The organism is Secundilactobacillus muriivasis (assembly GCF_054785195.1).
In genome coordinates, this window is the sequence record NZ_BAABMI010000032.1 from 1 (window position 1) to 19615 (window position 19615).

14 protein-coding genes, 1 pseudogene and 1 other annotated feature are annotated in these 19615 nt (G+C 47.5%); of the genes and pseudogenes, 11 read left to right on the top strand and 4 right to left on the bottom strand.

Annotation, left to right across the window (positions count from 1 at the left end; genetic code table 11):
• Positions 1 to 124: 124 nt before the first annotated feature.
• Both ACYVR3_RS08320 and ACYVR3_RS08325 read right to left on the bottom strand, forming a co-directional pair.
• Positions 125 to 1258: an amidohydrolase gene (locus ACYVR3_RS08320; RefSeq protein ID WP_461243871.1), complete on the bottom strand. Its 1134-nt coding sequence runs from the start codon at positions 1256 to 1258 to the stop codon at positions 125 to 127.
• Between the two features lie 23 nt (positions 1259 to 1281).
• On the bottom strand, positions 1282 to 2913 hold the full coding sequence (locus tag ACYVR3_RS08325) for a peptide ABC transporter substrate-binding protein (RefSeq protein ID WP_461243872.1): 1632 nt from the start codon (positions 2911 to 2913) through the stop codon (positions 1282 to 1284).
• A gap of 187 nt (positions 2914 to 3100) precedes the next feature.
• Positions 3101 to 3332: a binding site (T-box leader), on the bottom strand.
• Positions 3333 to 3532: 200 nt separating this feature from the next.
• Here ACYVR3_RS08325 and ACYVR3_RS08330 point away from each other — a divergent pair.
• The 6 genes and pseudogenes from ACYVR3_RS08330 to ACYVR3_RS08355 all read left to right on the top strand — a co-directional run.
• Positions 3533 to 4183 carry an HAD hydrolase-like protein gene (locus ACYVR3_RS08330; protein ID WP_461243873.1) on the top strand — a complete coding sequence of 217 codons (651 nt, stop codon included), beginning with the start codon at positions 3533 to 3535 and terminating at the stop codon, positions 4181 to 4183.
• Between the two features lie 87 nt (positions 4184 to 4270).
• Entirely contained in the window at positions 4271 to 5044 is a 774-nt protein-coding gene (locus ACYVR3_RS08335) for a dimethylarginine dimethylaminohydrolase family protein (RefSeq protein ID WP_461243874.1), read from the top strand.
• Between the two features lie 1004 nt (positions 5045 to 6048).
• Entirely contained in the window at positions 6049 to 8064 is a 2016-nt protein-coding gene (locus tag ACYVR3_RS08340) for a collagen-binding domain-containing protein (protein ID WP_461243875.1), read from the top strand.
• Between the two features lie 31 nt (positions 8065 to 8095).
• Entirely contained in the window at positions 8096 to 8773 is a 678-nt protein-coding gene (locus tag ACYVR3_RS08345) for a WxL domain-containing protein (protein ID WP_461243876.1), read from the top strand.
• Between the two features lie 59 nt (positions 8774 to 8832).
• Positions 8833 to 9288, top strand: a complete 456-nt coding sequence (locus ACYVR3_RS08350; RefSeq protein WP_461243877.1) for a DUF916 domain-containing protein — start codon at positions 8833 to 8835, stop codon at positions 9286 to 9288.
• Positions 9289 to 9330: 42 nt separating this feature from the next.
• Positions 9331 to 9831, top strand: a pseudogene (locus ACYVR3_RS08355) (DUF3324 domain-containing protein); the annotation flags it as partial.
• A 96-nt stretch (positions 9832 to 9927) separates the two neighbouring features.
• Here the strand turns inward: ACYVR3_RS08355 and ACYVR3_RS08360 are convergent.
• Positions 9928 to 11562, bottom strand: coding sequence for a peptide ABC transporter substrate-binding protein (locus ACYVR3_RS08360; RefSeq protein ID WP_461243878.1), 1635 nt, complete (start codon positions 11560 to 11562; stop codon positions 9928 to 9930).
• A gap of 152 nt (positions 11563 to 11714) precedes the next feature.
• Here ACYVR3_RS08360 and ACYVR3_RS08365 point away from each other — a divergent pair, with 152 nt between their 5' ends.
• Together ACYVR3_RS08365 and ACYVR3_RS08370 are read left to right on the top strand one after the other, a co-directional pair.
• A complete protein-coding gene (locus ACYVR3_RS08365; RefSeq protein WP_461243879.1) occupies positions 11715 to 12842 on the top strand; it encodes a GGDEF domain-containing protein in 1128 nt (375 codons plus the stop codon).
• A 99-nt stretch (positions 12843 to 12941) separates the two neighbouring features.
• On the top strand, positions 12942 to 14525 hold the full coding sequence (locus ACYVR3_RS08370; protein WP_461243880.1) for a peptide ABC transporter substrate-binding protein: 1584 nt from the start codon (positions 12942 to 12944) through the stop codon (positions 14523 to 14525).
• Positions 14526 to 14625: 100 nt separating this feature from the next.
• Here the strand turns inward: ACYVR3_RS08370 and ACYVR3_RS08375 are convergent, their stop codons facing one another.
• Positions 14626 to 16413 carry a bifunctional diguanylate cyclase/phosphodiesterase gene (locus ACYVR3_RS08375; RefSeq protein ID WP_461243881.1) on the bottom strand — a complete coding sequence of 596 codons (1788 nt, stop codon included), beginning with the start codon at positions 16411 to 16413 and terminating at the stop codon, positions 14626 to 14628.
• 297 nt (positions 16414 to 16710) lie between these two features.
• Between ACYVR3_RS08375 and ACYVR3_RS08380 the strand changes: the two genes are divergently transcribed.
• The 3 genes from ACYVR3_RS08380 to ACYVR3_RS08390 all read left to right on the top strand — a co-directional run bounded on the left by ACYVR3_RS08380 (position 16711) and on the right by ACYVR3_RS08390 (position 19536).
• A complete protein-coding gene (locus tag ACYVR3_RS08380; RefSeq protein ID WP_461243882.1) occupies positions 16711 to 18009 on the top strand; it encodes a GGDEF domain-containing protein in 1299 nt (432 codons plus the stop codon).
• Between the two features lie 4 nt (positions 18010 to 18013).
• On the top strand, positions 18014 to 18529 hold the full coding sequence (locus ACYVR3_RS08385) for an EAL domain-containing protein (RefSeq protein WP_461243883.1): 516 nt from the start codon (positions 18014 to 18016) through the stop codon (positions 18527 to 18529).
• A 305-nt stretch (positions 18530 to 18834) separates the two neighbouring features.
• Positions 18835 to 19536, top strand: coding sequence for an EAL domain-containing protein (locus ACYVR3_RS08390; protein WP_054733218.1), 702 nt, complete (start codon positions 18835 to 18837; stop codon positions 19534 to 19536).
• Positions 19537 to 19615 lie beyond the last annotated feature (79 nt).

Sequence of the window (19615 nt, forward strand, 5' to 3'; positions counted from 1 at the left end):
CGGCATCCTCCCACTACAAAAAACCAGAATTACCGAATTTCACAAACTAAACATGCTTACGCTGGACACAAGCGTAAGCACAAAAAAGACAGACCACAATCGGGTCTGTCTTTTTAGATACCAGTTACTTCGTCAACCGAATTGCATCGATCAACATCTTAGCGCCGTCAAACATGGCACTTCGGTCAAAGGTCATGCCAGGAACGTGCAAGCCAGGTTTGAGGTCGCAACCAAGGCCAAGCATCGTAGATTCTTTAGCGATGCCATCGTAGGCGTAGAAGTGAAAGTCATCGCCACCTTGGGATGGCTTGGCTTCAACGAGGCCGTCTTCACCAAGGACGTTAACGATGGCTTGGCGCATGTTAGCCATGGCAGGTTCACTTGGAATCGAAGCTGGTGAGAGGTCGTTGCCGTCGAGGATCACTTTGATGTCGTCAGTTTCAACGCTCTTCATGATGGCGAAGGCCTGTTCTTGCATTTCGTTCATCAAGTCGTTGTTGCGGGCACGCAAGTCAACGGCGAAGGTAGCACGATCTGGCACGATATTGGAAGATTCACCCGCTTGGAACATCGTGGTGATGCAGGAGTAGGGGGTGTCCGTGTCCAGTTTGATTTGCTTGAATTTTTCATTAATGGTACTAAAGGCATCGATGACGTTGGCACCTAACCATGGGCGCCCAGCGTGGGCCGTTTTACCAGTGATGGTGACCCAGTAGGTCCGGGTAGCGGCGGCCATGATGATTGGGGCAGCGTGCTTACCAACGATATCGTTGGCGGCCGCAACGTGCACGCCGTATAGGTAGTCAAGTTGTGGTAGTTGCCCACTCTTGATGACCCGTTCAGCGCCAGTGACCGTTTCTTCGGCGGGTTGGAAGATGATTTTCAACGTGCTAGGTAGTTGGTCAGGATTTTCCGAGAAGTATTTGGCAATGGCTAAAATCATCGTCATGTGAGAATCGTGACCACATGAGTGGAAGACGCCGGTTTTGCCTTGATAGACCTGCTTTAAGGCGTCGATGTCGGTCCGAAGGCCAATCAGTGGTTTGCGGCCGTCGCCGATGGTGGCGAGGAGGCCGGTAAAGCCATCGAAGCGTTCGTAGCTGATGCCCATTTCGTCCAAACGGCTAGCCAGGTAATTAGTGGTGTTGACTTCTTGGAACGCAATTTCGCCACGGTCATGCAGGTAATTGAAGTCCGTCATCATTTGAAGTTCGTCTAGGGTTACTGGGATTAAAGTTTCGTTAGTAGTTGTCATCATTCAATTTCCTCCTATTGTTGTGGTTACTTGTTGGTTCGGTAAGCGTCCTTGAGTGAAATCCCTTGGGCAGCGGCGTAGTTGACACCCTTTAGAGATGGTGTGTTCAACCGGGCGATTTGACCCTGGTTCACTGGTAGGATGGCTTGGTCGTTCATCAAGATTTGACTAGCTTGCTTAAAGTCGTTGTAACGGGCTTGGGCGTTGTTAGAATCAGTCGTGTTGGCTTTCTTGTAGACGGCATCGTAAGCGCTACTGCTGTAGTTACCAGCGTTGTTGACATTATCAGTGGTTGAAAGTTGGAAGAACTCGTCAAGGTCAGGATATGAGGCGATCCAGTTCGTAAAGCCGAGATCGTAGCCCTTCTTTTGTTGCATAGTAGTGATGGCTTGGACCTTTGGTTGAACGTTGATGTTGATCTTCAAGCCCTTGAGGTATTTTTGAGCTGAGGATTGGATAAATTCAGCGGATTGTTTGAAGGCGTCCACGTCGTAGCAGACCAAGTTCAAGGTCATCTTAGACATGCCGAGTTCCTTCATCCCTTTAGCCCAGTACTTCTTAGCTAAGGTTGGGTTATATTCAACGGATTGTTTAACACTGGCGTCCTTGGCGAAATCCTTCCCGTTTGATGGGTTCTTAGACATTGCTTCTGGAGCGATCCCATAAGGCGCTTTGGCACCATTCTTCAATACGTTCTTGGTTAAGCTCTTGCGGTTGATCGTCAGTGAGATGGCCTTACGGATGTTGGCATTGCGAAGGGCTTTCGTCCGGTAGTTGTAGGCAACGTAATCAGTTTCACCACTTGGGTAACTGATGTAACCCTTGTTGTTCGCAACTTGAGCGGCTTGTTGACCAGCTAACACGATGTTATCAAGTTTCCCTGATTGGTAAAGTGAGAGCGCCGTTTCAGGTGATTTGGCAACCAAGAAGGTAACTTTATCAAGCTTAACGTTCTTCTTATCCCAGTAGTCGGGGTTCTTAGTCAGATCCCAACGAGACGAACTCGTGGTCCACTTCTTAACAACGAACGGCCCGCTGTAAACTGTTTTGTCTGAAGTTGTGCCATAAGCCTTGCCGTACTTGTTGACCACTTTTTGATCTTGTGGCAGGAAGGGAACGGAAGCACAGAGGTATTTGAAATATGGGGTTGCTTGCGCTAATGTCACTTGAACGGTGGTTTTGTTTAAGGCTTTGATGCCAAGTTTCGATGGGGCTAACTTGCCGTTTTCAATGGCTTGGGCATTCTTAATAGGTAAGAACCGGTAAGCATCGGCTGCCTTGGTTTCAGGGGTTACTGCCCGGCGCCATGCGAAGACGAAGTCGTTAGCGGTGAGGGCGTCGCCGTTGCTCCACTTGAGGTTCTTGCGAAGCTTGAAGGTGTAAACCGTTCCGTTTTGAGTGGGTTTAACGATGCTGGTTGCTAAGCCCGGTTCCACCGTGGTACTGTTCTTCATCCGGTAGAGGCCTTCTTGGGTGTTGTTGACGGTTTCCAAAGCACCAACGTCGGTGATCATGGTTGAATCAAATGACGAAATGTCGGCCTGTTCCATAATGGTTGCGGTTTGCTTAGTCGTTGAGTTGGATTTGCCACAACCTGAAAGTAAAACTCCGGTTGCTAAAACTGAAATGGTTAATAAAGCAGTGAATGATTTGCGCATATGTGTTGCCTCCTAGTAGTTGTCGTGTCGATGATCGTTATGGGGTGACGCCTAGTGCAGACTATGATGCGCATGATGGCCGGCCACCAGCGCAAGGGTTATTAAGTTGTTGGGTAAGACTCGGTTCATCAAAATCATCCTTTCAAATCTATAAACATTAAAAAGCCCCCTCAATGTCAGTTGACATCGAGAGGGCGATTATTCATCACGGTTCCACCTCTGATTTGTAACCACCTCGCGATGGCTACCTCAGTAAGTTCGTTAAAACTTGGACCGGTAACGGGGTCAAACGGGTGCACTTACTCACTTAGCGCTTCAGCACACCAGCTCTTAGTTGTGGTTCGGTCTCACGCGTATTCTCTCAGCCAAACGAATACTCTCTTAAATGAAGACCTACTTAGACTAGTCACGGCGTTTTCTAATTGCTATTTAATTTAAACTAATCTTAATTTAAAGTCAAGCTTGATTTAAGATTTTGGTTAAAATAACAAAGTAAGTGGTGGCCGATAAGTGCGCGGTGTTAACGTTAATAGCGGTCTTAATCAATTTTAAGATTTATTTTCCAACTGGATCAAAAGCGCGTAAACTTAACAGTATGATGAGAAGGTGGTGTTGACTGATGACAAAACAACTATTTTTTGATTTTGACGGCACGGTGGCCGATTCTGAACAGGGTACCGTGCGGGCGGTAAAATACTGTGTTGAACAGATGAAATTGAAACCGCTTACTGAAGACGATTATCGCTCGTTCATTGGACCAACCATCTATGATAGTTTGGCTCATTTTTATCCGGAGTTGACGCAGGCTGACATCAATCAAGGCGCAGACCTGTTTCATGACTATTATCGGGAGGTGTCACTGTTTGATTTGACCATCTATCCCCAATTTTTAGAGACGATGACAACCCTTAAGCAGATGGGGTATCAGCTTAACCTGGCTTCCGCTAAGATTCAGGCGCAGTTGGATCGGTTGGTTGCTCACTTTGCGTTAGATCAATACTTTACCGGTGTTTATGGTGCCATCCCGGGTGCCATGAAGAAACCAGCGATTTTAGCGACTGGAATCGCCTCAACCGGCGTTGACCCGAAAAAGGCGTTAATGGTTGGCGACCGGGAGATGGATGTGGAAGGCGGTCACGCCAACCACGTGCCGGTAATTGGGGTGACGTATGGTTTTGGGAGTCGAGAAGAGCTTAGTGCGCACCGAGCGGAAGTGATTGTGGATCGGCCGACAGAAATTGTTGAGGCTGTTCAAAAATTGATTGGTTAGCTATTTTAATCGAGTTCTTAAAAAAGTAACGCAAAACTGAATATTGGTGGTATACTTATTCAAAACAAACCAAAAGAGGTCACGCTTATGTTTAAAAATGCAATTGTTCGGACACCGGGTCAATCCGTTATTGACGGCATTGACGATTACGCTGATTTAGGAACCCCAGATTACACTAAGGCACTTGCGGAACACCAAGCTTACGTGAAAGCGTTGGAAAGCTTAGGTGTTAAGGTGACGGTCTTAGATGCCCTGGAAGCTTACCCAGATTCTTGCTTCGTTGAGGATCCAGCGGTGGTGGTAACTGGTAAATTTGCAGTGATCACCAACCCAGCTAAGCAGTCCCGGAATGGCGAACGTGAGGCCATTAAGTCCGCCATTCAAGCGAACTATTCAGCAGAACAAATCTTTGAGATCACTGCACCAGCAACCCTTGAAGGTGGCGACGTGATGCAGGTTGAAGATACGTTCTACATTGGTCTGTCAGCCCGGACGAACCAAGCCGGCATTGACCAATTTACGGCGATTGCCAAGCAGTTTGACATGGCAGTTGTTGCGGTACCGGTTAAGCAGGTGTTGCATTTGAAGACCGGTGTGACTTACATGGGCAACAACCAAATGTTAGTTTCAGGTGAATACATTGACCACCCAGCATTCGCAGCCTTCAAGCAACTGAAGGTACCAGCGGGTGAAGACTACGCAGTCAACTGCATCCAAAACGGCGACAAAGTGTTAATGCCAGCAGGTTTCCCAGGAGTGAAAGCTTTATTAACGAGCGCCGGCTTGTCAGTGGTTGAGGCTGAAATGTCGGAGTTTGAGAAGATTGACGGCGGGTTGACTTGTTTGTCGTTGAGATTTTAGAGAGCGCAAAAAAAGGCGTTTAGAGAGTGGCGTATAGGGGCGTCCTACCAGTACTGACCGGTTTGGGGTCAGTACTGGTAGGACGCCCCTATATGTAACTCTCTGCCTTTTTTTGCGCATTTCGGCGTGGTAGCCTAAAAGAAGCAACGTTGGCAAGCTGCACAATATAACCGATTATTCGGAAAAGTAAAGCTGACACAGAGCCGAAACAAACGTCATAGCAAAGCACGTCGCCAGCCTCGCATATTACATTAAAGCGGGACCAACACGCTACCGTTACATCACTTCACACATCTAGTATCAAAGACCTGCAATCAGTCAGGCTAAAACAGCTACGATAAATGTACAAATAAATCACAAACCGCCACCAATTTAGCAGAATTTTTACCAAATGAGTGGCTTGGGGCTGATTCAAATTAAACAAATGACTAGACGACAAGAGCGATTCAACCGAATAATCAAGTAAAGGTTCGAAAAAAACTAAAATATACATTATTTAACCAAATTAATGCATAAAATGAATTAGCCACCCACCTGAACCGCCAACTATAATTTCGAATACGTAAAAATCAAGCACCCAATACTGCTTACAATTGAGTACCAATTGCTGGAACCAACCAATCACTTAATTGGCCACTCAAAAAAGTTAACCCGCTTTCATTTGACCATTTTAACTAAAAAGTAGCATTTTCATGTCTGCTATCAAAAAATTAGTGAAAACGCATTGCTTTCTCGGTAAGAGTTAGGTAAACTGTACGAACTGGTTAATATGAATTGTGCACAACTTGACGATACTGTATTAACAATGAATGAGGTTGAGCGCGATGGTAACCGATACCAACTACCCAGCAATACCTAACGAATAAACGAATTGAATACCCGGTCATCATTAGCCGGGATCTTGGGGGGACTAGCGTGATAATACAACGCTAGTAAGTGCTGGTCATCAGCGGTTACTAGGGCGAACTATCGCGTTTTTTCGTGTGAACAGGGGAGGGACTAGGATGCGGCAACGTAAATGGAACGGGTTGATCATCATCATCTTTTTACTAACACTGGTTAGCAGTGGGTGGTTTTCAAGCGTTCACGCGCAAGCTGAAACGACAACTGATCAAGCACCAAGTGAACAGGATAAAACTAGTTTAGGTTACCTCGTTACCCATAATTATGCGCTGGGAGCGGCATCTAACTTTAACCTGTTTGCAACGAATAACTACGTTCAGGCGAATAGCGTTGATAACGCCCGAATCGCGGCCAATCACTTTCAACTGAACAACTGGGAAAAGTCGATTGGCTGGAATCAACAAGTTGATGGGATGGACTCGCACATGCTGGTGGTGAATCAATTAGCGGACGATTCAAATACGCTGTCGACCCGACTAGCAACTGACCAAACTGCCGGCGTTTTTGCGGCTGAAGCCGACGATACAAAGTCGTTAACGAATACGGCCGGTCAAGCGGTTAAACCGGACGCACTCAGTTCGGTAACGGACTTTGCAGATAATGGCATTAGTTCATTTGAAGATGCCACCAAACAGTTATCGGATTTAAGTGACTTTTACAATTCACCTGAACAGTTAAAGGCAACCTTTTCCAGCGATTTCCTGAACATCGCGGATATTCCCGAAAGTGAGATTAGTGGTGGTCAGGGGATTGATACCACGATCACCGATTCAGGCCAACACCAATTACTCGTCGTGAACATCCCAGTCACCGAAGCGAAACAACTCCGGAAAAACTACACGGACATCACCATTAACATTGATTACATTACGAAGGAAAAAACGGAACCGGTCGTCATTTTGAATTTTCCCAAGTTAACCGATACGTTGGAATTTTACAGCAGTAACGATACGGTTAACGTCACGTACGGCCCAGAAGGCGATCAGACCCAGATCAAAGATAAAAACCACTTGTTATTAAACTTTGACCGGTTATCGACCCTCGGATTTAATAACAAGTTCGTTGGGAGTGTCATGGCGCCAAATACCGACGTGACGATTCACAATTTGAACACCAACATCACAGCATTGGCGGCCAAAAACATTGCCGTGGACAGTTCGGTCAACACGGATGGGGCTCAAGGGGTGTTCAACCCGACCGACTTTAGTGATCCGAAAAACGCCGCGGATAATACCGAAGAAACGCAAAAAGTTAACGCCACTGCCCGGTGGAAGGGCGCTAGCGGGGATCAATCCAGTTTGTCATTTGACCAACCCGCGGTACTGGATACTCAGTTTGGGTACTACGACGCAACCGACTACTACGTGAGTTGGCAGGGGTATCAAAATGCCAAACTGTATGTGTCGGGCGATAATCAAAAAACTTGGCGGTTGCTGAAAAATAACCAGCAACCGGCCGTTAGTGGCGAAGGCGTTTTTGATTCAACCACCAACGGAACGGCGTTTTATCCCAGTCGAGGTATCGCTATCAATCAGTCAGTAGCGGATGGGCGCGTGACGTTTAGTACGGCGACCACCCGAACGATTGATTTTGCGTTGGCGACCGATAACCCGGGGAATAGCGGTGTGACAAAACTTTGGTCAAGTAGTATCACGTATAACCTGGCACCGTTTAAGTTATCGGTACCCACTCAGGTTGCTTTTGATCAAATTACGAGCGCGAACACCAATGATTTGACGGTAGTGCCAAAAGTTGCGCCGCAGGTCATGGCGGTTAACGCAAGTCATGTGCCGTATCAGCTGTCGGTTAAGGGGGATGCCAGTGTGGCGGAACCAAAGTCGGCAGATCAAAACGTCTTTTTGGGACCAGATCAATTTACGTATCAAGATGATGAGCTAGTGGCGTTGATGGCTGATGCGAAGCAGTTGCTTAGTGTGACGCCCACCGCTAGTGATGCCGCCGATTCGTATAACACTCGGCTTCGAGCGGCAGCCTTAAACGAAACCACGAGTAATCTAAACGGGTTTCAACTTCAAGTGCCATTAGCCATGCAGCAGATTCATGCCAGCGTTGGGCTAACGTGGCAGTTAACGTTAACAGGTCAAACCATTAATTAACTACTTATATCATTTTAGGAGGATTTTAATTATGAAGCAGTCAGTATGGTTAGGATTAGCAAGTATCGCAGTTTTAGCAGGCTTAGGGGTAACGGGGATTACCGCACATGCCGAGGACATTAGTGCAACGACGTCTCAGACGTCAGCCGGTACCAGTAAAGCCACGTTTAACGTTGAAGACGGCGACTTATCAATTGGTAAGATTGACTCAGATACGGCGTTTGATTTTGGGTCGTACAAGTTGTCTGATTTTGGTAAGAATCAAAAGTTGACCTTAAAGTCAACGACGCTACCCAAAATCAGTGTGACAAACTACAACACTACGGTTAGTGATTGGAGTTTAACGGCCAAGGCAAGTCCGTTTGAATCCACAGATGGTAACGTCACTTTGGATAACGTCGTCTTTAACCTAGGTTTAACGGGTGCAACGACTAAGGAAAGTAACCTCGATGGTGCCGAGGATACTTATACGGATGCCGATGCAGGTAAGGCCGCCAAGACAACCGGCGCTACAAATATTATGGGTGACGGCGCAAAGGTTTTGAGCGGTTCACCAGCATTAGGGGTGTCAACGGCGAGTGTTGATTCATCAGCCACTAACCTAGACATTTCAGGGGTTGGTTTGGCGCAATTAGCAGGTGCTAAAAACTACCAGTCAACGGTAACTTGGACGTTGAACCAAACCCCAACGGCCGTTGCTGCGGAATAAACAATCGGTAACTGAATCGGCGTTAACGCTGGTTTTCGTCATGATAACAGGAGTATAAGATGTTAAAAAAATGGTTTTTGGTCCTTGCGGTGCTTGCTGGAATGGTTGGCTTGTCAGGGCAAACTGCACAAGCTGCTAGCACGACTAGCGGGATGGGTTTTAGCGTTAAGCCCGTTACTCATCAGCACCAGATTGATCGGTCAGCCGGGTATTTTCAATTACTCGTCAAATCCGGTCAAACGAAACGGTTGTCTCTGAAGGTACACAACCAAGCGGATAAAACGCGTAAGATTCAGGTGACGCCGGTGACTGCGTACACGAACGATAACGGCGTGATTGCCTATAAGCCAACTGTTACGACTAAGTTGGTTGCTAAACAGTCACAGTTCGCACGGTTGGTATCGGCAGCGCAAACCGTAACGTTGGCACCAAATGCAACCCGCACGGTAACCTTTACCGTGAAAACGCCAAGTGGCCATTTTAGCGGGCTGATCGACGGTGGCTTTCGGGTTTGAGCATTAGGCGAAACGACCACTACTTCTGTTAAGAAGGGGTTCAGTATTCAAAACCGGTACGAAACGGTTGTTGGTGCCACGTTACAACAACGCAAGCAAGCCGTTTCACCGGTCGTACAAGTTGGGACCATTAAACCGGCCAAGGTCAACGGTCAATTAGTGGCGTTAGCGAACGTTCAAAACATTGAACCAGCACTATTTGGTAAAATGACGATTGATGCGAAGGTGACCAATGACGCTAACCAGACGGTCGCACATCACAAGCAAACCGACCTTGCCATGGCGCCTAACTCGGCGTTCAACTACCACATGGGCTGGCAACCGAAAACGATTAAACCTGGGAAATACCACTTGGCATTAGTGGCCACTTCTGGCACGCAACGTTGGACGGTCAACCGGGACTTCACGATTACCCGGGCACAAGCTTCGACGTTAAATCCAAAGACGGCGATGTCTTACTGGTGGCTCTGGCTCATCATTGCGCTGATCGTGATTGCAGCAATTTGGGCAATCTGGCGACGTCGGCAACGAAAACAGCGGTAATTGGATCCGTGTTTTAAATGAATAAAAGGCGCCGTAGATTTCTAGTTTTGAAATCTACGGCGCCTTTACTTATTTAGTCGTTAACGATAACGACCGCTAATCGGTTGACTTCAACCGCGCATACTCGTAATTAACGAGACCGGATGGTGAAATCGAAAAGCGACTGACGCGGTTATTTAGCAGGTAAGCTTGGCCCGCCTGGAACACACCGGCGGATGGGACTTCCGTTTCCATGAGGTAGCGTTCGGTCCGTTGGATCATTTGCCAACGCTTGGTCGGGTTATTACTATTGGCCTGATTGATCAAACGGTCCGCTTTATTGCTGGTGTAGCCGGTAATGTTGAGTTGGCTACCGGTTTTATAGAAGGTGAGGAAGTTGTAAGGGTCTGTATCGGCTGGGGTCCACGTTGAGAACACCAATTGGTATTTACCCGCTGCTTCCATGGCGACCCGTTTGGCAAGTGACACGGTTTTAATGGTGATCTTTAGGCCTGGTAGATTATGCTCTAACTGGCCCTTTAAGAAGCTGGCGCTGACTTTAGCGGTGTTATTATTCGCTACGAGGAGGGTCAACGAGACGTGTTGGGTGCCGAGTTGTTTTTTCGCGATTGCCCACTGTTGACTGGCCTTGGTTAAGTTATAGGTTTCCAAATTACCGGTATCGGTTCGATAATCGATCCCTCGAGGTGATTTTGCGAGATTTTTGGGAATAAGGCCGTTAAGCGGAATGGCACCATCTTTTAGTTTACTTTGCGTTAACAGGTGTTTGTCGTAAGCTTGCGCAATTGCTCGACGAAGGTGAACGTTAGTTGTGTCTCCCATGCTGGTGTTAAAGAAGATGTAAGCGGAGGTTAACGTTGACATCATTTTCAGATTATTAGAGTTGGTGTAGTGGGAAACGTCATCAGGAGAAAGTGGCGCATAGTCAAGCTTGCCGGCTGTAAATTGGTCGGCCAATTTTTTGGCATTAGCGGTCACCGAAAAATTGACTTGGTCCAATTTGACGTGGTGACTAAGGCGGTAATCAGGGTTCTTGACGTACGACCAATCATGGTCAGTCGCGCCAGACCAGCCGCTGATTTTGAACGGCCCATCTGACAGGACGTGAGTTGCGGAATTGCCGTATTCGGCACCTAATTTTTTGGCAAATTGTTGATTGATCGGTAGCGTTGGGGCATCGGCAAGCAACTGATCCAGATAAGGGGTTGGGGCGTTGAGCTTAACTTGAAGGTGGTTTTGGTTGATGGCCTTCACACCAAGCGCAGTGACTGGTTTAGCACCGGTTCGAACGGCTTCGCCATTTTTAAGAAAATCCATCCGGGAAGCGTTTCGCGAATTAGTTTTCGGATTAGCTAATCGGCGCCATGCATAAACGAAATCGCCAGCGGTGACTCGGTCACCATTGCTCCACTTAAAGTCGCGAAGCGTGAAGACGTAGGTTAAGCCATCCTTACTTTTCGTGGGGTGACCGTCACTGATTGCCGGCGTGATTTTATTTTGGCCATTATAGCGGTATAAGCCGACCAGGGTAGATACGAGCGCTTCGTATGCTTCATGGGAGGTGTAGGTGCTACTATCAAGGGTTTCAATGGGCGTGCTTGTTCCTACGCGGAGGGTGGTTGTGTGAACTGCTTGGGTACTATCAGGAATGTCTCGAATATAAAAGCCGGTGGTAAGCATGACGACAAGGCCAACAGCGAGACTGATTTGAAGTGTGGTTTTAAGTTGCATGAGCGCAAAGTCCTTTCGTACCGAATTGATGAGTGGCAAAGTGACCCATGATTCGGACTAAATATAGGTATGTATATTCTTATTCTAAGCCTTGACTTATGATTCGCAAATGATAAATAATAAAGACAAACTATTTTTTTACGGAGGCCGACATGTTTGACTGGGGTAATTGGGTCATCCAAACAGTCATCGCGGCGTTTTTTATCTCTGGTTTCGTGGTGTTTAGTAACCAGGGACTCGCCGCTCTTGAAAATAAACGAAAACAACTCGGCTTCCTGACCAATTTCAGGGAGCCGGTCGTCGCGACAAGCTTCATCTTTGCGATGACGGGATTTTGCGAGCTGGCACAATACTGGAATCCAAGTAATGAAGCTGCCTATTTGAATTGGGCGCTCTACATTTTATTTATGCCACTATTGCGAAACGTTGTTCGACCGGTGGAATACAGTATTCGTTGTTTAGGAATCCTGGTGTTTTGGATCGTAAATAACAACGTCCGTAACCCGCTTTTCTACCTATCGTTAGTTTTTATTGCCGTGATATTGGGCTTTATTTACAGGTGGCGGCGTGAGATCAACCGCAGTTGGTTGATTCGAATGGAGGTCGTGCTGTGGATCGCCTTGGATTTTTGGCTCCAACAGACGCAAATGACGGTGATTTCGGTAGCGATGAGCGTCGTCATGTTTTTATTGGTCAACATCTTTACTATGTTTTACTGGTCATCTGAACGGATCACGGAATTGGAACGGCACCAGTTGGAGCAACGGGTTAACCGCGATGAACTGACCCGAGTTGGGAGTTTCTTTGCGTTTAAGAGTGACAGCTTGACCAAAATCGGAATCGCAAGAAGCGAGGATGCACCGTTAACATTATTAATGTTTGATATTGATTACTTTAAGGCGGTTAACGACACCTATGGCCATATGGCTGGGAACCATATTTTGGCGAAAACGGCGATGTTAATTGCAACTGAATTAAAGCAGTACCCACAGCTACAACCGAGTTTCTACCGCACTGGTGGTGAAGAGTTCAATATTATCTTCATGGCGGATGCTGCTGATACGTTATTTGCAGCTAAGGCGATTCAAAAACGCATTCGCCAGCACCAATTTCACTTTGAAAACCAAACGATTACGGTGACGTTGTCGATGGGCGTCACGGCACTGACTCGAGATGATATGAGTTTTGAGGACGTGTATGAGCGAGCAGATCAGAATTTGTACCTATCTAAGCAGGGCGGTCGTGACCAAATTACGGTTGAAGGGCAGTCAATTGCTTAGACTGGGAAGTTAGAGGAGCCATATGATGCTTGCCATCATACGGCTCCTTTCAGTTAGAATCGAAATTGAGGAGAGTATGAGATGCGCGGATGGGGTATAGTGAGTGGTTTAGTAATGCTATTGTTAACGGGCTGCGGTGCTAAAACGACCGCCACCCAGCAGTTAAACTGGGGTGAAAAAGCGCCGTTGCAGACGATTGATCCAGCTAAGGTGGCCGATGTGGTCAGCAGTACAACGGTGAATAACTTGGATGAAGGCCTGTTTCGAATTGGCCAAAATGCCAAAGTAAAACCTGGGGTTGCCCAACATTACAAGGTCTCAGCAGATGGTAAAACGTGGACGTTTCAGTTACGGAAAACGGCAAAGTGGAGTAACGGCGATCCCGTGACGGCCCGGGACTTTGTTTACGGCTGGCGGCGAACGGTGACGCCAGCGACTAAGTCTCAGTATGGCTATCTGTTTGACCACGTTGCGAACGCTACGGCAATTACAGCTGGTAAGAAGCGGCCTAGCCAGTTGGGCATCAAAGCAGTCGGTCAGCGGAAGTTAGTGGTGACGTTGACGCGGGCGCAACCGTATTTTAAAACGCTTTTGGGCACCGCTGCGTTCTTCCCGCAGCACCAAGCAACGGTGGCCAAATACGGTCGCAAGTACGCCACTCGCGCCAATCGTGCAGTGTACAACGGCCCCTTTAAACTCGTGAAGTGGACCGGGACCGGCAAACAGTGGACGTTACAGCGCAATCCGAAGTACTGGAATGCCAAAGCAGTTCGGCTACACCGGGTGAACGTTTCGGTCATGTCAGATCAACGCACTTGGCTGAATCAGTATCAGGCTGGTAAGGTGGATGCGGTAACGTTAGATGGCACCCAGTACGCCCAGTACCGCAATTCAAAGGACGTCTATCTTCGACGCGGGGCAGCAACGTTCTTTTTGGAAATGCAACAACGGCATGGCCTATTGAAACAGCGACGAGCGCGGCAAGCATTATCCTTGGCAATTAATCGTCGGGAACTTGTGAAGAACGTGTTAGCGGATGGCTCAGCAGTGCCAGCTGGGTTTATTCCCAGAGGATTAATGCGCTATCGGGGAACCGACTTTGCGGCGGCGTCTCGGGTGCCGCAAGCGACCGCTACTAATTTAACCAAGGCCCGGCAACTTTGGCGCCAAGCGTTGAAAGCTAGTGGTCAGTCACACGTCACGTTGTCATTGTTGGCGGATGATACGCCAGTGGGGAAAGCAACCGCGGAATTTTTGCAAAGTGAATTAGAACGGTTGCCAGGCTTAACGGTCAAACCAGTGACGGTGCCGTTCAACGTGCGGTTAAGTCGATCTCAGGCGGGGCAATTTGATCTACTAGTGAATGGCTGGATCGCCAACGTCCCCGATGCCAGTTCGTTCAGCAATTTGATGACAACGACCAACAGTTACAATCATGGTGGTTGGTCAAACGCCGTGTATGACCAAGCAGTCAAACAGGCTGATGTGCAAGACGCTAACCGACCGGCAGCCCGGTGGCGGGATTTAGTGACGGCTGAAAAACAACTCATGACGGATCAGGGTGTGATTCCACTGTATCAGCGGGTGCAGGCACAGTTAGTGCGACCACGAGTGAAAGGGTTAGTTTACTTCCCGTTGGGGGCGCAGTGGGACTTTAGTGAGAGTGTGATTGCCCAGAAATAGTTTTTAGCGTTATTGCGTTTTAAAAGATAGACGAATCCCCCTACAGGTTTCTAGTTGAAAGAAGCCTGTAGGGGGATTTGCTTGTTTAGCGGATACGCAACTACACCTCCGGCAATAACCGGTGTGTAAAGAACGTTCCTTGCCCAATGTGAATGCCGATACTTTCAGCTAAAATCAGGTCTTGAGTCGTCTGCATGTTTTTCAAAGTGAGGTAGACGTGATGTTGGTCTGCCAATTGACGAAGGGCGTGTAACGCTTGTTTGCTCACCTTAGCCTTTCCATGTTCATCGTGGCAGAGTCGGTAGGTGATACCATCGACCTTTGACAGGAACGGGGGCAGATCAGTTAAGGCGGCCGTTGCGTCATCCACTAAAATGGTGAGTTTGAGGTGCACCTGGTGGTAGCGTGGAATGGCCTGTTGAATCTCGGTTAAGTGGTCCGGGTCAAGTCGAAATAGCACAACAGCTTCGTTGATCCATGCGTGGTCGCTGATTGCTTGGGCCATTTCGGTCGTAATTACTGGGTCGGTGAAACGACTCGTTGGCGTGTAGATCACGACTTGGTCCGTATTGGTGTGTCGCAAAGAAGTCATTAGAAACGACATAAAGACCTGACTGGATAAAATGGATTGTGGCAGGAGCTGCCAACGTTTTGCTTCGTTGTTAAAATGCTGGGTGGAAACCTCGGTCCCTAAGCTCACTTGATGGTCCAAATCAACGATGGGTTGCGCCACGAGCGCCCAGAGAAAATTCGTGATGGGTCGGTCGCTTTGCCATAGGGTGTGACCGTCTTGGGTGATAGTATCGCGGCCACGGTGTTTGGACTGGTAAAGGTTATCGTCGACGCGTTTATAAAGAGTGTCGGCAGTGTCGGTAAGTCGTTTAAAGCCCGTCAGGCCAGCAGACAGTGTGACGGCAATGTCATCATCGCCGACCGTGAAAGGCGTGCGCCGAATGGCCTGCCAGCAGTCCTTTAAGATTGGCAAAATGACATCGGGCGCTTGATCTGGAAAAATGAGGTTAAATTCCTCGCCACCAGTTCGATAAACCTGATAGGTCACGTTGGGATGCGTACTTAGCGACTGCTTTAGCCGGGTCAAAACGGCAGTCAAAATGACATTGCCAGCCAGATGGCCGTAACGGTCGTTAATGGTTTTGAAATGATCAATATCTAGCATGGCTAAGGTTAACGGCGTCTGATTCTGGTGCGCCTGACTGATATAGTGTTGAATATCACGCCGAAAAAGGGCGTAGGTTTTAGCGTTAGTTAGTGCGTCGAAGTTAGCCCGTTGTTCAAGGCGGTCGTGATGACGGTCTTGATGGTACAGGGACAGCCAGTAGAAGTAGTTGAAGAGGTTGATCAGCATAAACGTTGCAACTAGTCCCAGTGTGGTGAGCGTGAGGGTTCGGATGCTGGTGATCCAGTAGGCATTTGAAATCACGAGTGCAACAGCGCTGTTAGCAACGACGTTATAATGACAAATTGTTTGCCAGTGGTAGATGACTGCCATTGTGATGATTGCAACGGTGACACCGACCAACAGTGGCGTTAACGAACTGCCAAGGTGGTTGAAGACCCAAAAAATCAGCAGAGTGCCACATCGAAACAGGTACCCGGAGCGGGTCACGTGGTCATCAAGAAGTGGGAACACGAGGACAAAGAGCTGGATGTTTTCGTAAATCCGATAATTATTGGGATCGACCCACAGTGCGAATTGAAGGACAATGGCAATGAAGAACATCAAAAAGCTGAGCCGTTGCCGCCGTTTCATTGGTGAAACGCCGGTGTGGGTCATTGCAGTGTGCCAGATTTGATTGTAATAGGTAATGTAGCCGACGATAAACAGGATAGAGGTCGAGAGGTCGGCTAACCAGCGGAAGAATCCCATAAGTGATGACGTCCTTTGCGTGCAAAATAACGACGTTCAAGTTGAGCGCCGGTGATGAAGTTACAAGTAATAGATAGTGTCACAAGTATAGCATGAATTAGTTAAAATACAGAACTGGATAAGATAAAATAAGCTCATCGTTAAAATTAAATCAGGGCTGACGGCATTGTTTAAGTCAGGTTAAGCAGGAATTGAAGCGTACAACGGTATGCGCCCAAGCCGGCCCAGTCTTCACAATTGCTATGGAATCAGGTACTATAAACAGAGTATCTACTTTGTAACGGAAAGGTGATTGAAATGGCGCACTGGGAATTATGGATCGTCCACCTGCTGCTATCGGTCGGGATGATTACCGGCTACATTGTTTACGCTGGCTATGGCTGGCAGCTAGTTAGTGGCCGCTATCAAGCAAAATGGACGGCACGGCTATCTCAGACCGCGATTCGGCTAGTTTTGCCGCTGATGAATCTGGTGGTTGTCGTGCTCATGATGATTGCCAAAGTCAGTCATGCAACTAGTCCACGTTTTTTTGATAACGTGGCGTTTGTCATTTTAGTGGCAGCGTTGCTAGATGATCACCTGAAAATTAGCGATTATTTGCTAAGAGTCTTAATGTTATTGGGCTTCTTTGGACAACAGCTCATTATTGGCCACGAAACGGCGCTGAGTATCTGGTTGAATATTGCTGCGCTAGTGGTTGGACTCGGGTTAGTCCGGGTCTTTCAGCCCGTGATGCGCCGCCATTACTCATTGCACTTACTGTTAATTTTGGGCGCTTGGGCGATTTTCTGGTTACCACAGAGTAACGTTCGTGCCGAGGCATTATTGCGGTCGTTGTTAACATTGTTGGCAATGATGACGAGTATTTTCTTTTTCTGGCGAGATTGGGAACGCCGGCACCGCGATCAGCAACGGCTGGAGAAACGTGCAACGATTGATGATTTGACGCAAACGTTTAGTTTTTCTCAATTTAGAGAAGACTTAATGGTGGCGGCGGATACGGTGAGCACCCAATCACAACTCACGATGCTCGCAATGGTGGACATTGATTATTTCAAAGCCGTCAACGATGATTTTGGCCACTTAGCGGGTGACCGAATGCTACAGGAAGTGGCCGCAATTCTGAAAAGTCAGGCGGCCAGTCAGTCGTTTCCGGCAACCGTCTACCGAACCGGTGGTGAAGAATTCAGTCTATTAATGACGGTGACCCACCAAGATGAGGCGACGGCATTAGTTCAAGACTGCTGGCAACGGATTCGAGAACGGCGGTTCCAGTTTCAGCAATCGCAATTGCGCTTATCGATTTCGGCGGGCATGACCCAGTTACGACCGGATGATCGCGCAATTGATGATGCCATTAAACGGTCTGATGACAGCCTATATCTATCCAAACGTCGGGGACGAGATACCGTGACCATCGATGGTCAATCATTAGCGACAGTGGATCACCAGACGTTGATGAACGTTTACGATTACTATTCTCAGCCGGTTGTTGAGTTAGCAACGGGTGAGACCAAGGCCAACGAACTTCAGATTCAACTTTTTGACCAGCAGGTGGGTTTATTGGCAGCAGGTACTGGTATTTCCAACGATTAGCGAGGTGCTCCTTGAAATGGCACAAGCGACGATTGATAAGTTGCCAGGCGATGTCATTTTAAGTTTATCGGATGAGCAATTTTTAGATCCACGGTTGGCGGATGCGCTGATTCAATTTGCGAACGCGCAGTATCCGAAACGGTTGGTGATTCAGGTAAAACAACTTGGAAAGACGGATGCGTTTAAAGCACAGTTGCGACGTTACCGATCCCAACATATCTGGTTATTATCGATGCCGTGGTTGGACGTGCTAACCACACCTCGACGAGCAATGTTGCGCCGGGCTTTACCAGAGGTGAATGTGGTTAAGTTTGATTTGCAGAAACTTCGGGATCAGTATCCGAAACGCAACGATGTGATTCAGTTCATCCATGAGTGGCAGCAATTAACCACAGAGGCCGGCGTACGGCTGATGCTTTCTGGAATCGATAGCGTCAATGATGAGCAGTTTGCTAAACAACTGGCGATTAATTACGTCCAAGGCAATTTCTATGCACAACCGGAATTACCACGATTGTAAGTGATTGGTATAGCATCGATGACGGCTGTGATGGCAACGATTATCGACCGTTGTTGGGCCAAATTGTTATTAGTGACAAATGGACGTGAAAAGCCTAATTAACTAAAGTTTTATTGGCCTGAATGAAGACACATGTTAGAATATAATTATGGTTAATGGTTGGTTTTGGTATCCGGGTTCTTTTGTATCCCGAGCTGAATACCGGTTGTTACTTGAAATGGTCTACCACTAATTGATCGTGTGATAACGAGATTTCTAGTGCTTTGAAAAAAAACGGCATCATTTAGAGAGGAAGTGAGGGCGCAGTGTTCACGTTTTTTAGACAACCAAAGTTTTCGGGTGTTACAGCGGATAATCAACAACCAGTTGGGTATGAGCTATTTATTCGTGAGTATCAGGATCATCGCTGGGTACTACCAACCGATTTCGATGCCATTACGGCAACTGAAATTGAATCCTTGTTAACCACCACCCTCAGTCAGGTTCCTGAAACGATTCAATTGATCTCGTTTAATCTGGAGCAGTCTCAGTTTATTCAGTCCGAATACGCTGAGATGGTTGCACGGGTGCAAGCGACAACTTCAGTTAAAATTTATACGGAGTTAACAGAACGCTCGAATCCGCAAGTAACAAGCGACCAATTATTAGCAGGAGCAAAGCGGTTTTCAGCGTTAGGACTACTGGTATGTATTGATGACGTTGGGACGGGCGTGAACACCTTGAACTTAGCCCTTAAGCTCGATGAGTATGTGAACGAGTACAAGTTTGCCTTTCAAAATTTACGGCCCTTTAACGCAATCGACGACATTGCCGATCAGTTGGATTTTTGGTACCAATTTGCACAGGAACAGCACAAAACGATTGCCATTGAAGGCGTGGAGAGCAAAGCGGAACTGGAGCAGGTGCGCCGCGACTACCCGTGTGAAATTATTCAGGGTTATTATTTAGGGAAGCCCACGCGACTACTGGCTGAACCGCAAATTTCGGTATTCGATGATTATGAGTAATTGCAATTATAATAAAAACGGCATCCAGAATTCTCGTTTCGGAGTTCTGGATGCCGTTTTAAATTAGTCTATAATGAAG